Origin of the sequence: Acinetobacter sedimenti, from assembly GCF_022601685.1 — a bacterium.
Taxonomy (GTDB): Bacteria; Pseudomonadota; Gammaproteobacteria; order Pseudomonadales; family Moraxellaceae; genus Acinetobacter; species Acinetobacter sedimenti.
The window spans coordinates 103,834-119,790 of sequence record NZ_JAKUML010000005.1 but is presented as its reverse complement, the minus strand read 5'-3'; the positions used below and the strand labels follow the sequence as shown (position 1 = coordinate 119,790).

At 41.5% G+C, this 15,957-nt stretch carries 15 protein-coding genes; 5 read left to right on the top strand and 10 right to left on the bottom strand.

Annotated features, from left to right (window positions below):
* Position 1: 1 nt before the first annotated feature.
* The 3 genes from rbtA to MKI79_RS04480 are packed head-to-tail and all read right to left on the bottom strand — an operon-like array spanning position 2 to position 4,016.
* Entirely contained in the window at positions 2-1,999 is a 1,998-nt protein-coding gene (gene rbtA, locus MKI79_RS04490) for a rhombotarget A (RefSeq protein WP_241570868.1), read from the bottom strand.
* 26 nt (positions 2,000-2,025) lie between these two features.
* A complete protein-coding gene (locus MKI79_RS04485) occupies positions 2,026-2,733 on the bottom strand; it encodes a DnaA ATPase domain-containing protein (protein ID WP_241570867.1) in 708 nt (235 codons plus the stop codon).
* A gap of 32 nt (positions 2,734-2,765) precedes the next feature.
* Positions 2,766-4,016: an AI-2E family transporter gene (locus MKI79_RS04480; RefSeq protein WP_241570866.1), complete on the bottom strand. Its 1,251-nt coding sequence runs from the start codon at positions 4,014-4,016 to the stop codon at positions 2,766-2,768.
* Between the two features lie 153 nt (positions 4,017-4,169).
* Here MKI79_RS04480 and purM point away from each other — a divergent pair, with 153 nt between their 5' ends.
* The 3 genes from purM (at position 4,170) to MKI79_RS04465 (ending at position 7,737) form a co-directional block, all read left to right on the top strand.
* Positions 4,170-5,252: a phosphoribosylformylglycinamidine cyclo-ligase gene (gene purM, locus MKI79_RS04475; protein WP_241570865.1), complete on the top strand. Its 1,083-nt coding sequence runs from the start codon at positions 4,170-4,172 to the stop codon at positions 5,250-5,252.
* Between the two features lie 26 nt (positions 5,253-5,278).
* On the top strand, positions 5,279-5,926 hold the full coding sequence (purN, locus tag MKI79_RS04470; protein WP_241570864.1) for a phosphoribosylglycinamide formyltransferase: 648 nt from the start codon (positions 5,279-5,281) through the stop codon (positions 5,924-5,926).
* Positions 5,927-6,234: 308 nt separating this feature from the next.
* A complete protein-coding gene (locus MKI79_RS04465; RefSeq protein ID WP_241570863.1) occupies positions 6,235-7,737 on the top strand; it encodes a long-chain fatty acid transporter in 1,503 nt (500 codons plus the stop codon).
* Between the two features lie 86 nt (positions 7,738-7,823).
* Here MKI79_RS04465 and thrH read toward each other — a convergent pair whose 3' ends face one another.
* Positions 7,824-8,441 (bottom strand): bifunctional phosphoserine phosphatase/homoserine phosphotransferase ThrH, encoded by a 618-nt coding sequence (gene thrH, locus MKI79_RS04460; RefSeq protein ID WP_241570862.1) that lies wholly within the window; start codon positions 8,439-8,441, stop codon positions 7,824-7,826.
* Positions 8,442-8,675: 234 nt separating this feature from the next.
* Here thrH and MKI79_RS04455 point away from each other — a divergent pair, with 234 nt between their 5' ends.
* A complete protein-coding gene (locus MKI79_RS04455; RefSeq protein ID WP_241570861.1) occupies positions 8,676-9,302 on the top strand; it encodes a phosphoadenosine phosphosulfate reductase domain-containing protein in 627 nt (208 codons plus the stop codon).
* Positions 9,303-9,507: 205 nt separating this feature from the next.
* Complete coding sequence (locus MKI79_RS04450; protein ID WP_241570860.1) at positions 9,508-10,887, top strand: WS/DGAT/MGAT family O-acyltransferase; 1,380 nt, start codon at positions 9,508-9,510, stop codon at positions 10,885-10,887.
* A gap of 185 nt (positions 10,888-11,072) precedes the next feature.
* Here MKI79_RS04450 and MKI79_RS04445 read toward each other — a convergent pair whose 3' ends face one another.
* From MKI79_RS04445 to MKI79_RS04420, 6 genes are all read right to left on the bottom strand, one after another.
* Positions 11,073-11,234: a PA1571 family protein gene (locus MKI79_RS04445; protein ID WP_241570859.1), complete on the bottom strand. Its 162-nt coding sequence runs from the start codon at positions 11,232-11,234 to the stop codon at positions 11,073-11,075.
* A gap of 162 nt (positions 11,235-11,396) precedes the next feature.
* Complete coding sequence (gene rng, locus MKI79_RS04440) at positions 11,397-12,851, bottom strand: ribonuclease G (RefSeq protein WP_241570858.1); 1,455 nt, start codon at positions 12,849-12,851, stop codon at positions 11,397-11,399.
* A gap of 61 nt (positions 12,852-12,912) precedes the next feature.
* Positions 12,913-13,482, bottom strand: coding sequence for a Maf family protein (locus tag MKI79_RS04435; protein WP_241570857.1), 570 nt, complete (start codon positions 13,480-13,482; stop codon positions 12,913-12,915).
* The gene (gene mreD, locus MKI79_RS04430) at positions 13,467-13,961 is read right to left on the bottom strand and encodes a rod shape-determining protein MreD (protein WP_241570856.1); all 495 of its coding nucleotides are present in this window, start codon (positions 13,959-13,961) and stop codon (positions 13,467-13,469) included. The genes MKI79_RS04435 and mreD overlap by 16 nt, the downstream gene beginning before the upstream one ends.
* Entirely contained in the window at positions 13,948-14,802 is an 855-nt protein-coding gene (mreC, locus tag MKI79_RS04425; RefSeq protein ID WP_241570855.1) for a rod shape-determining protein MreC, read from the bottom strand. The genes mreD and mreC overlap by 14 nt, the downstream gene beginning before the upstream one ends.
* Positions 14,803-14,841: 39 nt before the next feature.
* Complete coding sequence (locus tag MKI79_RS04420; protein WP_241570854.1) at positions 14,842-15,876, bottom strand: rod shape-determining protein; 1,035 nt, start codon at positions 15,874-15,876, stop codon at positions 14,842-14,844.
* Between the last annotated feature and the right edge of the window lie 81 nt (positions 15,877-15,957).

The following is a 15,957-nucleotide window of genomic DNA, read 5'->3' as shown; positions in this document are numbered from 1 at the left end:
CTTAACACTCCTTGTTAAGTTTTTTATTTCTACGTGCTGATCGTCCTAAAGCAAGCGCCAACAAAGCAAATAATGAATAAACTACAGCCCCGCCAGAAACTTTTACTTTTTTACTTGAAAAGTTATCAACTGGACTTTGCGTAATTTTAACTGGAATAACAATATCTCTATCGCCTATTGATTCTGAAAATCTAGAACCTGTTGTCACCACGCGTAAACTCAACTCATCCGATCCGTGATAGTTTGAGTTCGGAGTATACGTAATTGTTCCATCCTCATCGAGCGTCCAAATACCTTTAGACACCGGAGTCGCTGCGCTCTGTTCTATACGCAAACAACCAATTTTCCATGGATTCCCATCAGGATCCATATTTTCCCCTAAAACTGCTGCGCATTCACTTGCAGGCAATAGCTCACCATCAGCAAGACTATCTAAGATTGATTTTTTAAAGACTTCACCATAATTAATATCATCGCCTATACGAACTATAGTCGCCGAGCTAATGATGAGTTCAATTGCTCCAATATCACAATGTGCTGAGTTATTTACACGAGTAAAGCCTCGCTGATCTTGCCCCTCACACCTAAAGGTACCTTCTGTCGTTCCATCACTAAAGGCACGCCCCCTGTTGACAACTGGGGAATCTGCCAATGTGGTATATGCCGAAAGCAATCTCGGTTTGAAATAACCTAAGAAATAGTCAGAAGGTGTATTAAATGGACAAAATAGACCATCTGCAGGCGGACGATCACATTTACCCTCACTACTCTCTCCAGCTAAGAGTTTAGCATTTGGTAATGTAGAAATTTTGGTATTTCGATTACCATCCTCACCATCTCTACACCCGACACCAACCAAGTTATTTAAAGAAAAAGATTGATCAACACCACTATATGTACAATCCGCACTATTATTTACAACAATACTATTTGCAATATGCGCCTTTTGATTGGGTGCATTAAAATAAAAACCCTTCTCATTATCAATTGCCGTGACATTATTAATATAAACACCATCAAGCAAATTCAACAAATAGCCCTTATTTTTCAATAGAGTAGTATTTGATAAATATGATACTCGTGTAAAAACACCAGAATTTGTAGTTTCATCTTCAAATGGAATAGCACTATAAATCACACTTGCGCCACTATTTGTAGAAATATTATCTCTCACCACGCTATTCTTTATATAATAAAGTGGATTAGCTATATATAGAACAGCACCATTTTTTGCCGTATTATTTTGAAGTAGGGAGCTAGTAATCGTTACGAAGTTTGCAGACGCTAGTTTTGAAGCAATAAAAATACCATCAGAATAAATAGCCCCACCTTCATTCGCACTCCCATCAAATAGCTTTACATATTCAAGGCTTAATAATTCACGATTAAAAATGATACCACCTTGCTCTTCGCAGATTGCCGTAGCACCACAACCTTGCAAGTTGACTTGGTTGAATTTCACAGAGATTTGACTAATTTCTGCATTTTCATCATTCAAATTAAATAGACGATGCTTACCGTTTGCTTTTATTGTTGCATTTTCCAAGCCCATTTCTGTCGCATCTGCATTAAATGTGGTGCTCTCAGTTTGGATTGTCAACGAAGCCTTTACTTTAATCTCTGCATCTAAGGTATATGTTTCTTTCGCCTTCAACATGATCGCAGTAGAGGCATCCTCACCACCACAACCGTTATAGCCTGCTTTTTTGATTTCTTCTCGTGCGGTTTTGTCTGTTTCTGATTCACCAGCTTTTGCAGTGTAATACTCGTTGATGTACGTGACGGCTTCACGAATTGAACATTCATCGTCATCTTTAACAACATCTTCGGTAATCGTCACATCAATATTTGCTAAGGTATGCCCACTTAAGCATAATAACCCCACAGCAATGCTTTGTTTAAGCATTATCGCACTCCTTTGAACCCGCTTTTTTTGTTGTTTTTGGCGTAATATTTTGCCAATCCTTGAACCCACATACTTTCGCACAGCTTGACGCATGTGACAAGCCCAATTTGTAAGTGCTTTTAGTCTGAATACTGATCTATGAGCGCAAATATTTGTTTTAGGCGCAGATTTGATAATTTAGTTTTTTCACCTTGTAGCACTTGTTCGATGCGATCCAAAGTTGCAAGTAGGCTATTTGTTTGTTTCGGACCATATTGCAAAAGATAGTCGATAATCGGCGCTTGAAATTGCCAACTCCGTCGTTGCGTAACTGCAACAAGTAAAGCGTATCGGTCTTCATATGAACTACCATCAGGCACACGAATGCTTACCGACTGATTCAAACGAGATTGCAGATCAGGAAACTGTAACCGCAATGACATTGGTGCCAAGCGTGAAGAAAAGACCAACTGAGTCTGGCTTTCATAACTTTGGTTGATTAGGTGAAAAATAGCACGTTGCCAAGCCATCACCCCATGCGTTGCTTCGATATCATCGAGTGCTACAACATCGTAGTGCTCTAATGCTTGAATCGCCTCTACTGGTGCATCTAACAATCCCAATAAAGGCACTCGAATCGCTCGTTTACCAACATCTGAGTACGAGTCACAGATTGCACTCAGCAAATGTGATTTGCCTGAACCTGCATCACCATAGATAAATAGCTGCCGAATTAAACCTGCATGAAATTGACGCACACTATCAATGGTCGAACCCCAACTTGGACCTGCAAAATCACTGATTTGTGCATCCAAGTGTGGTTCAATATCTAGCTTTAATTGGCGCATAGGCAAGCACACTCAGTTCGCATTATTTAGCCTTATGCTTTTGAATCATCAGCTTTTGTCGAGTTAGAATCTGAGTCTACTATTGATTCAGCATTATTCTCCACGCCACTCTTCGCTTGTTGCTTCGATGTATGATTTGCCAACTGATCGCCAAGCTGAGGATCTTGTGATGACAATAATTCCATATCACTGAATTGCTCAGATAGCCTGATCTGATCCGCCCCATACCACACACTTTGCTCATAGCTATCACGTAGATGTCTAAGCAAGACCACGATCACTGCTGCGACTGGTAAGGCAATTAACATTCCTGCAAATCCGAGCAACTGCGCACCCGCCAACACCGCAAAAACAACAGCAACAGGTGATAAGCCTATTTTATCGCCTAATAAGAAAGGCTGTAACACATAACCTTCAATCGCCTGACCGATCATAAAGACCACAAGAACAAGGAATAACTGCATCCAATCGACACCAAATTGCAATAAGGAAGCAACCACAGCCGCGATAATTCCCACAGCAAAACCAAGATAGGGAATAATACTGGCAAGCCCTGCAACAATACCGATGATCAAGCCCACTTCAATGCCGATCAACTGCAATCCAACAGCATAAACAATCCCAAGTAAAATCATCACCAAAAACTGCCCTTTCACAAAGGCACCAAGCACTTGATTACACTCTTTGGCGATACCGATGACACTGCTTTCAAATGGACGAGGAATTGCACGTTGCATATGTTTAAGCATCTTGTCCCAATCAAGCAGGAAGTAAAAAGTAATGATCGGGATTAAAACAAACATGCCACCGATTTGAATAAAATTTAGCCCTGATTGAGCCAAACGCAGTGCCACATCTTGCAGATTATCCACACTATAATTGGTCTGAATATACTCCATCGCCACCGCTGTCATCTCATCGGTATTGAGCTCCATTTCGACCAAATTAAAGGTATCTGAAAGCCACGGCAAAAATGTACCATTAATCCAAGCAATTGACTCTGGAATGTGATCCCGAGCATAGATCAACTGTGCCCAAATCATGGGCACTAAGAACCAGCCTACCAAGACCAAGCCCACGATGATAATTAAAAATACCGAGGTAATCGCTAGCCATCTTGGAAAACCCAAACGAAGCATACGATCTACAAGTGGACTAAATAGATATGCCACTAAAAATGCAATCAAAAATGGAATAACAACTGGGAGAAGCAAGTAAAGCAAATAAATAAACAGTGCTACACCAGCGAGTATGAACACTCTTTTCAACACCAAATCATGCATCGTCAACATTTCCTAAGAGATCGGGGTGGCATCGGTAGTTGTTTTCTTTTAACGAAACCAATTTTTAAGAAAAAGATAGCATTTTATGCAAGAAAAATCATAAGAATTTCGTATATTCAGGTATAATCAGCCACCAATGCGGAGACTTCACTTATGAGCAACTCAACTTCAAATTCAAACACCAATTCAAGCACAGGCTTAAGCTATAAAGATGCTGGTGTAGACATCGAAGCTGGCGACTTACTCGTCGAGCGAATCAAATCTGTCGCAAAACGCACAACTCGCCCAGAAGTGATGGGTGGACTCGGTGGTTTTGGCGCATTGTGTAAAATTCCAAAAGGCTATGAAGAGCCTGTCCTTGTTTCAGGTACAGATGGTGTAGGGACTAAACTACGCCTTGCACTACAACTCAACAAACATGACACCATCGGACAAGACTTGGTGGCAATGTGCGTCAACGATCTACTGGTAACTGGTGCGGAGCCTTTATTCTTCCTCGACTACTATGCAACAGGTCATTTAAATGTTGACGTTGCTGCCAATGTCGTGACAGGTATTGGTAAAGGCTGTGAACTTGCAGGATGTGCACTCGTCGGCGGTGAAACAGCTGAAATGCCGGGAATGTACGAAGGTGAAGATTACGACCTTGCAGGTTTTTCAGTCGGTGTGGTTGAACACAGCAAAATTATTGATGGCACCAAAGTGAAAGCAGGCGATGTGCTTATCGGTCTAGCTTCAAGTGGTGCGCATTCAAACGGTTACTCATTGCTTCGCAAAATCATTGATGTCAAAAATATTGACTTAAATACCCAAGTAGACGGCAAATTACTCAGTGAAGTGGTGATGGAACCAACTCGTATTTATGTCAAGCCAGTGCTTGAACTATGCAAACAAGTTGATGTGCATGCGATGGCGCATATCACAGGCGGTGGTCTACCAGGCAACGTACCACGTGTTTTACCAGACGGCTTACGTGCAACGATTGATGAAAGCTCTTGGCAATGGCCTACATTGTTCAAACTTTTACAAGCTGAAGGGCAAGTTGAACAATTTGAAATGTATCGCACCTTTAACTGTGGCGTAGGCATGGTCATCGCTGTGGATGCGACTGATGCCGATAAAACCATTGAGATCTTGAATGCGCAAGGCGAATCTGCATGGGAAATTGGTACGATTGAAGCCGACGCCGCATCAGTTAAAGATGCCGATGAAAAAATCCGTGTGGTCTTTCAATAAAATAAAAAATTGGTATTCGTTTTAAGATGAAACGTATTGCAGTTTTGGTTTCAGGAAGCGGTAGTAACCTGCAAGCCTTAATTGATGCCGAACTTCAAGGGCAACTCGGCAAGGGCAAAATAGTTGGTGTACTAAGCAACAAAGCCAATGCTTATGCGCTGACACGCGCCCAACAAGCCAATATTGATACTGCAATCATTTCCCACAAAAACTTTCCTACTCGGGAAAGTTTTGATCAACAGATGCATCAGCAACTGCTCGATTGGGATGTTGATCTCGTGGTTCTTGCTGGATTTATGCGAATCCTATCCAGTGATTTTGTGAGTCAATGGCAAGGTCGGATGCTGAACATCCACCCTTCCCTACTCCCTCACTATAAAGGCATGCACACCCATCAACGAGTGCTCAACACTGGTGACCGTTTTCACGGTTGCACTGTGCATTTTGTCACTGCAGAACTAGATGCAGGTCAAGCCATCATACAAGCTGTTTTAGAGGTTCGACATTCGGATACAGCTGAATCACTCGCTACTCGCATTCATCCTTTAGAACATCAAATCTATCCGCAAGCCGTACAATGGTTTTGTAACGAACAACTCATTTGGTGTGAAAATCAAGCTTATTTCCAAAACAAACCGTTACAAGTGCAACAAATCTTTTGCAGTTCTGATTAATTTCCCCACAAATTACACATAAATCACCTTAAAATTATGCGTATAAACTCTCATTTTCAATAAATTTAACAACTCTTGACATTCAAGTCTTATTTTTGCACTAATGAGTTTTTATTAAATATATATAAATATCAATTTGATATAAAAAAACATTGGCTTTTTCTACATTTTCCTTAGTTTTTTATGAAAGTTCAGTTATAGTAATTACATGAGTGAAACATCACGAATACATAACTTATAAACTCCTCATTAATATTGGTTTTTATAAGCTATTTTAAGTTTAACTTAGGTCTCATGGATTGATGATAATGAAAATCAAGACTCTCACTGCCGCACTTGCATGTGCACTTCCTGTAACTGGCGCTTTCGCAGCAGCACTAGATCGTTCAGGACAATCAGTTTCTGCTTTCTTGCAACCAAATAACTACGCTGAAGCAAGCATCTCAATCTTAGCCCCAACTGTTGAAGGTCGTGAAGCAGGTACATCTACAACTACGCGCGAAATCGATGACATGGCGAAAGACTATGTCTTTGGTGCAGCAGCAATCAAAGTACAGCCTACCAGTAATTTTTCTTTTGGTATTTTGTATGATCAACCTTTTGGAGCTGATGCAAAATATGAAGGTCAAAATATCTTTGTATCTGACAGCACAAATACCATCTTAGGTGCAGATCAACTTGCTGCTATTGGTGCGGCACGAGTTGAATCTGAATTTAATAATTTAACAGCCGCACAAATTGTTGGTGCTGCATTAAATGCTCAAGGTGTTGACTTAACAAGTGCAGCCGGTCAAGCTCAGTATGCTGCAACATTAGCAGCATATAACGCAGGTGGAGCAACAGCTGATACCATCAATACTGCTGTTCGTGCTGCGATTGCACAACAGGTTGCAGCAGGTATCTCTGGTGTAAATGCTTTATTAGGTACTGGTGCAACTGATGTTAAAGTTAAAACAGAAAACTTAAGCTTCTTGTTTGGTTTCCAACCAACCGAGAACTGGAACTTCTACGCAGGTCCAGTTTTCCAACAACTTGAAGGTCGCGTAAGCCTTCGTGGTCAAGCATATAGCCTATATAATGGCTACGATGCAACAATTGGAAAAGAAAATGGTTGGGGTTGGTTGGCTGGTATGGCTTACCAAATTCCAGAGATCGCTTTAAAAGCATCTGTAACTTATCGCTCAGAAATTGATTACGATGCAAATGTTATTGAGTCAATCCCTACATTGCCTGCATTAGCATTATTAGGTAGCTCAGGTGGTGCTGCAGCAGCAGCAATTGCAGCAGCATCTGGTCAGACTGAAATCACTACACCGCAATCTGTTAACCTTGATCTTCAATCAGGCATCATGGCGAACACTGTTGCATTTGCACAAATTCGTTGGGTAGACTGGTCAAACTTCTCGATTCGTCCATACAAATTTGGTTTAGTATCTGAAGCTGTTGGTCCTTTAGTTGGTCGTCCTGACGGCTTTAATCTTGTTGAATACTCAGAAGATCAAATCTCTGCCAATGTTGGTGTAGGTCGTAAACTGAATGATCTATGGTCAGGTAGCGTTTCAGTTGGCTGGGATAGTGGCGCAGGCAATCCTGTTTCAACTTTAGGCCCTACAGAAGGTTACTGGAATGTGGGTCTAGGTGTTCAATATAGCCCTGCACCTAATTATTTTGTACAAGCTGGTGCAAAATACTTCTGGTTGGGTGATGCTCAAGCACAAACAGGCGCTCAATCTGGCGGTGATGAATACGTCGCTGAGTTTGAAGACAACACTGCGATCGCTTATGGCTTAAAACTCGGTTACCGTTTCTAATCACTTGATTTAGAAAAAACCATAAAAAAGGAGCAATTGAATTGCTCCTTTTTCTTTATACTGTGTCCCATACCAAAAAAATCGTTTTAGTTTGGAATATCACGAGCAGAAACAGAGCGAATCGCTTGCTTTAATGCTTCATAACCATTGAGTGCAGGGAACTGTGGAAATTCTGCAATCACATTATCGGGCGCATCGAATAAGAATCCATGATCTGCTTCACCAAGCATCGTAGTATCGTTATACGAATCCCCTGCTGCAATGATTTTATAGTTCAAAGTATGTAGTGCTTTGACAGATTGACGCTTTGGATCAGCTTGACGCAGTTTGTAATCTGTAATCATGCCTTGATCGTTGACTTCAAGCTTATGACAAAAGATCGTTGGCCAACCCAATTGTTTCATCAATGGATGTGCAAATTCATAAAAAGTATCTGACAGAATGATCAATTGAAAATGGGTACGCACCCATTCCACAAACTCTTTTGCACCTTCGAATGGTCCCATCTCAGCAATCACTTCCTGAATATCATGAATACCGAGATTATGTTCTTTTAAAATATTTAAGCGTTGTGTCATTAACACATCATAGTCAGGAATATCACGTGTGGTGGCTTCTAATTCTTTAATGCCTGTCTTTTTTGCAAAGTTGATCCAAATCTCTGGTACCAAAACGCCTTCAAGGTCTAAACAAACGATTTCCATGTATGCTCCAACGTATACGATGATTAAAAATTTGGCGTTAGTTTAACATTAGTCTGCAAAAATGAGATGTCATTTCGGCGCTTTTCTAGCGTCTTTGATTTGTCTAGGCTTGGCTTTACGTCGGCGTTACTTTGTGTGGTTTTCGCATTTTTCTAGTGTATTGCCTTGAATACTCCTATACTAAGCCTCAATAACACCCTATTGATTATTGCAATTATTTTAGAGAAATTTGCCATGAGTTTAGATTTAGATATCGCACAGATTAATAGCGACTTAAATAATGACGCTGAAAAAATCGTTGAATGGGCACTGAGCCTTGATCAAAAAGCAATTATCACCACCAACTTTCGTCCTTTCGAAGCGGTGATCTTACACATGATCACGCAGCGCAAGCCTGACATTCAAGTGGTGTGGATGGATAATGGTTATAACACCGAAACCACCTATAAATATGTCGATGAAATCAGTAAATTATTGAATTTAAATCTCACCACATATCTACCGAAACGATCTCGTGCACATCGTGAAGCAATTGATGGCGAAGTCCCTGCACTTGATGATCCAAAACATCAAGCATTTACTGCCGAAGTAAAGCTAGAGCCATTCGAGCGTGCTTTATCCGAGCTTGCACCTCAAGTTTGGTTTACTGCATTACGTGCAACGGATACCGCTGTTCGTGCCGAGATGGACGCTGTCAGTATCAATTCAGACGGCTTAATCAAAGTTGCTCCTCTACTCAAATGGACATCAAAAGACCTTTGGGAATATATGCAAAAACACAATTTGCCTGATAATGAAGATTATTTTGACCCAACCAAAGGTGAAGAACACCGTGAATGTGGTTTGCATTTAAGCCACTAAGTTCAGTGAAATAGGTCACAAATTTTGTTTGATGAATTTTCTTACATTAAAAGCCACTTGAAGTGGCTTTTTTTATGGTGAATGGTTGGTCTATCAAGCTTTATTGCTATTCACTTTCAATCTGCCTATGCTAGTATGGATAGGTAAAATGGAATTTACTAATAATTCTTAGGGATAGCTTTTTCAGGATATAAGGCGCATAAGTATGAGACCACTCAATCCTATTGATTTTATTTTTTTGTCTTTAGAAAAAAGGCAACAACCGATGCATGTCGGTGGATTATTTTTATTTAAATTACCAGAGAGTGCGCCAACTAGCTTCATTCACGATATTGTTCAGGACATCCGTCGCTCGAAAGCACCACCTGTTGCACCATTTAATCAAGTTCTCAGCGGTCTATTTTGGGATGTCGATCAAGAGTTCGATCTAGATCATCACTTCCGCCATATTTCATTACCTGCACCAGGTCGTATTCGTGAGCTCTTAACCTATATTTCTCAAGAGCATAGTGCCTTGATTGATCGTGCAAAACCACTGTGGACATGCCATATCATCGAAGGGATCGAAGGCAATCGCTTTGCCATGTATTTTAAAATCCATCATGCGATGATTGATGGTGTGGCAGGTATGCGTTTGATTGAAAAGTCACTTTCCCACTCCCCAACGGAAACTATTGTCCCGCCGTGGAGTGTACGAAATAATCAGCTCAAACGCCCTGAACCAAAACCAGTGAATACGATCAAATCAATTGCGAAATTTGCAAAGTCGCAATTCCAAGCTGCGCCCATCGTATCAAAAGAGCTTTATCAAGCATTCACCAAAGAGCGTGGTAAAAATCCTGATTATGTATCAACGTCTCAAGCGCCAGCGTCGATTTTGAATCAACGTGTCAGTTCATCACGCCGTTTTGCAGCGCAGTCTTTTGAGTTGCAACGCTTCCGCAATATTGCGACGTGCTTACACACCACGATTAATGATGTGGTACTTGCCGTTTGCTCGGGTGCGATTCGATCTTATTTATTGTCCATTAATCAACTACCAAAGCGTCCGTTGATTGCTATGGTACCTGCATCGTTACGTTCTGATGATTCGAATACAGGTAATAGCATCACGATGATTTTGGCGAATCTTGCGACTCACAAAGCCAGCCCGCTTGATCGTATTGCCATCATTCAGCGCAGTATGCAAAATGCCAAAGACCGCTTTAAGCGCATGACAACACAGCAAATCTTCAACTACAGTGCGCTAGTCTATGGCCCTGCCGGTGTGAACATGCTGTCTGGTTTGATGCCAAAGAATCAAGCCTTCAATCTCGTGATTTCCAACGTTCCAGGTCCAAAAGAGCCATTATATTGGAATGGTGCGGTACTCGATGCGCTCTATCCTGTATCTATTGTATTGGATGGTCAGGCGCTCAACATTACCATGACAAGTTACTTAGATAAGCTCGAAGTCGGTTTAACAGCCTGCCGTCAAGCTTTACCAAGTATGCAAAACTTGCTTACTTTGCTTGAAGATGAAATCCAAACTTTCGAGCAGATGTGTCAGATTACCTATCAAGATAACTTAAAAACCACAGCTTGAGGAAAATATCACGCTGTTGAGTTGATATCACCTCTATGCAAAAACGCCAGTGATATTTCACTGGCGTTTTTATTAATTGATAACGTATAGCGTTGAGTTGTTCTACTCTATTTTGATTTTTACTTGTGGGAGTATCCTATTCATAGGAGATGATTAAAAATAGAATCAGCAAAGCATCAAAATAATTATTTACGACAACGTGATAGCAGTTGCGAGCATGCCATTTGAATCATTTCTTTAGTCACACGAACTTCTTCGCCTGACTCAGACACCATATAACAACGATTTACACGAGTAAGTTCAATCGCCGTTGCGCCTGTTTTTAATAGCGTTTTCGTTGCACCCATAGTATTCACCTCATTGGCTTTCAAACTCAACTTTTAAAACACTTAAAAGTTGTTTTGCTGGCTAGATTGACGATGATTACAGTATTGAGGAGCGACGATAAAAAGTAAAACTCCAGTTGTAACAAACAATTATCGCAATTTGTTACAGCTTGGAAGATTATGCTAACTCAAGATGATATCGTACTGCTCTTGAGTGTATAAGTTTTCAACTTGGAACTTGATCACACGATCAATAAAATGCTCCAAATCCGCCACAGCAGAAGCCTCTGAGGTCAATAGGCGATCAATCACCATCGGGTGAGCCACAATGGTATAGGCATGCTGCGATTGGTAAGCTCTTGCAAATCGCATAATTTCTCGAAAGATTTCGTAACATACTGTCTCTGCAGTTTTAACGTAACCACGTCCCTGACAAGTCGGACACGACTCGCAAAGCAGATGTTCCAAAGACTCTCGTGTACGCTTACGAGTCATTTCGACCAAACCAAGCTCAGACACCTGAGTAATCTTCGTCTTGGCATGATCGCGCTCAAGCATCTTTTCAAGAAGACGCATCACTTCATCACGATGCGCCTGCTCTTGCATGTCGATAAAATCAATGATGATAATCCCGCCAAGATTACGCAATCGAAGTTGACGAACGATAATCTGCGTTGCTTCAAGATTGGTTTTAAATACCGTATCTTCGAGAGTACGCCCACCAACATATGAGCCTGTATTGACATCAATGGTGGTCATCGCCTCAGTCTGGTCAATCATCAGATAACCACCAGACTTCAGATCAACACGAGTACGTAGCGCTTTTTGAATATCGTCTTCGACGTTATATAACTCGAACAGTGGTTTTTCACCGGGATAATGGTTTAAACGACCTTGCATGGTCGGTACAAATTTTTCGACGAAGTCTTGAAGTTTGGTAAAAATTTCACGTGAATCCACATAGATTTTATGGGTTTCACTATTGGCAAGGTCACGGATCACTCGTTCAGGCAAAGGCAACTCTTCGAAGATCAGCGCAGTTGCTTCAACTTCTTTTTGATTTTTCTGAATAAATTTCCACAGCTTGGCCAAATATGCCATATCTTGGCTGAGTGCTTGCTCAGTGACGCCTTCAGCCGCTGTCCGTACAATCACACTACCGGGTAGCTGATGTTCTGCTTGTAAACGATCAATCATTTCCCTCAAGCGATCACGCTCAGCTTCCTGTTCGATCTTTTGTGATACACCTGTATGGTTGCCAAAAGGCATAAATACCAAATAGCGTGAAGGAATAGAGAGATCGGTAGTCAGGCGAGCACCCTTTGTCCCGAGCATGTCTTTCATGACTTGGACTAAAACGACTTGTCCAGGGTGTAGCATTTCAAAGATATTTGGTGCAGTTTGCGCACGAGGCCACACCATATCATTAATGTGTAAAAAAGCGGTACGTGACTGCCCAATGTCAACAAATGCAGCTTGCATACCCGGCAGTACACGGACAATTTTGCCATTATAAATATTGCCGACTAAACCACGCTTGGCTGTACGCTCAACAAATAGCTCATTCACCGTGCCATTTTCGATGAGTGCCACACGACACTCCATCGGCGTGATATTAATTAATAACTCTTCCGCCATACCCGACCTAAAACCAAAAATAAAGAATAAAAATTAAAACTGGCAAATCTATAAATATCAGTTAAATATCTTGTTGTACCTTTACCAATAACGCCAAGGTTTCATACAAGGGTAAACCGACCACATTGCTATAACTTCCTTCAATACGAGTCACCCAAGCGCCTGCACGTCCCTGAATCGCATAACCCGCCGCTTTATCTTGTGGCTCACCAGTTTGCCAATATTGGCGCATTTCAGTTTCATCTAATACTTTAAAGTAAACTAAGGTGCTTACCGTGTCATGGAAAATTTTGTATTTATTCGCAATCACTACGGTTGTTTTGACTTGATGACTTCGCCCTGAAAGCAATCGCCACATGCGCAGTGCATCATCTTCGTCGTTCGGCTTGGTCAAAATATGCTGATCAATACCAACCGTGGTATCAGCAGCGATCACGATGGCATCTGGAAATTGATTTAAAATATATTGTGCTTTGGCAATCGCAACACGCTGTACATATTGATCGATGTGTTCGTTTAGGTGTTGTGATTCGTCAATATTTGCAGGATAAATTTCAAACTCGACATTAACTTGTTCTAATAATTCTTTACGTCTTGGCGATGCCGAGGCGAGTATCACACGGCTCGCCATTTCTTTAATCCCCAATACACTACTGGCCACAACAATGAGCTACTCAGCAACGTCTGCCAGTGCCGAACTAGGCTCATTTCATTACCTGTCATCACCAACAGTAACCACATCAAAAGTAGATGGAATGCAACGGCTATGACGGTAATTATCCATAGGTTTGTTTCTGTCATGACACGACGTTCACGTGTAAAAAATCGGGCAAAAAATGCAATCATCACAAAACTCATGGCATTTAAACCTAATGGATACTCCATTAATAAGTCTGTAAAAATACCAACTAAAAAAGCAAACCACACACCACACCACGCAGGCTGACACATCACCCAAAAAAACATGACTAGAAGCATAAACATCGGGCGCCAGCCACTTAAAAAATAAGATACTGGATAAACCATGAACACAGATGCAAGGATCACCGAAATGACAATGGCAATCAGAGGATCACGACTTTGAAAATTTTCTTTCTTAGCGAGTGCCATTCGGCTGCTCCTTCGACAATGCTTGGGAAAACAGCACAACAACATTATGACCGCTCGAAAGCTGCGCCGAAGGTTGAATGGTAATATCTGCAAACTCACTCGAAGACGGCACTTCAATATGTTTCACTTTACCAACCAAATATCCTGCTGGATATCGCTCTCCCAAACCTGAGCTGTAGACAAGGTCGCCGACTTTGACATCTGCACTACTTGGCACATATTGCATGACGAGTTCACTATAATCGCCTTTGCCTGACACAATCGAACGCATTCCAGTACGATCCAAACGCACAGACAGAGAACTATCTTTATCAGAAAGCAGCATCACTCGTGCGCTGTGCGGATAAACTGCAATAATCTGCCCCATAATACCTTGATCATCAAGTACAGTTTGACCTTCTTGCAATTGATCACGGCTACCCTTGTTGATGATAATAATGTGATTCAACGGATTGGAATCGACACCGATAATTTCGGTGATCAACATGCGTCCATCAATAATCAAAGGGGTATCAACCAAACCTCGAAGGCGCGTATTTTCAGCAGAAAGCTCTGAAAGTTTTTGTAAGCGAACTTTGGCTTGATCTAGCTCTGCACGAAGTGCAATATTTTCACGGCGTAAGCTTTGCTCAGATTTAAGCTGCAACTTCATCCATTCGCCTGAAAGTACAGGATAATTTGCCAAAGCATAAATTGGGTAATAGCCTACTTTTAACACATCACGAACTGGCTGAATGACTTGTGGGAATCGCCAATTGACAAAAATAGCAACAAAACAGACAACTAAAGCAAGAATAAATGAACGAACAGACGGTGGTTGTCTAGTTAAAATTGTGTGCACCGTCTATTTCCTTATTTGATCTGTGTTAAAGGTCAGAATTTACTCAATGAATAACATTTCATGGTTTGGATTATCAAAGTATTCGAGCACCTTCCCACCACCACGAGCAACACAAGTCAGTGGATCTTCAGCGACCACTACAGGTAAACCTGTTTCTTGTGCAAGCAATTTATCCAAGTTACGTAGTAGTGCGCCACCACCTGTTAAGACGATACCACGCTCGGCAATGTCTGATGACAACTCAGGTGGAGTTTGCTCAAGCGCTGTTTTCACCGCACTGACAATACTTTGTAGTGGATCAGCAATCGCAGACAATACCTCATCAGAATTCATTGTAAAGGAGCGTGGCACACCTTCTGCAAGATTACGTCCTCGCACTTCAATTTCATCTGCTTTACCATCATTAAATGCCATGCCAACTTCTTTTTTGATCTTCTCGGCAGTGGTTTCACCGATTACACAACCATGCGCTTTACGTGCATAATTGATGATGTGCTCATCAAACATATCACCACCGACACGTAGTGAATCTGCGTATACACAGCCTTGCAATGAGATAATGGCAATTTCAGTTGTACCACCACCAATATCGACCACCATCGAACCACAAGCTTGCTCTACAGGCATACCTGCACCGATCGCCGCAGCCATTGGCTCTTCGATCAAGCGCACTTCTTGCGCACCTGCGTTATAGACCGCTTCACGGATTACACGACGTTCCACCAAAGTTGATTTGCATGGCACACATACTACGACTTTAGGGTGATTTGGTAACAACCCTCTTTCATTCACTTTGGTAATGAACTGATGCAACATAGTTTCAGTAACTTCAATATCTGCAATCACACCATCTTTCATCGGACGGATTGCAGAAATATTGGCAGGCGTACGACCAAGCATTTGCTTTGCATCTTCACCCACAGCCGCCACAATTTTTTGTGAACCACTTTGGCGAATTGCCACCACAGTTGGTTCATTTAAAATAATGCCACGTTCAGGCGCATAGATCAGTGTATTGGCAGTTCCAAGATCAATGGCTAAATTCGGGGAAAACCAGCCAAAAATGCGTTTCATAAAAATCACGAGTGTTCTCTGTGCAATCAGGTGAAGATTCAAGATGGCAACTTTAACGAAATGTAATGATTTGAACAAGTC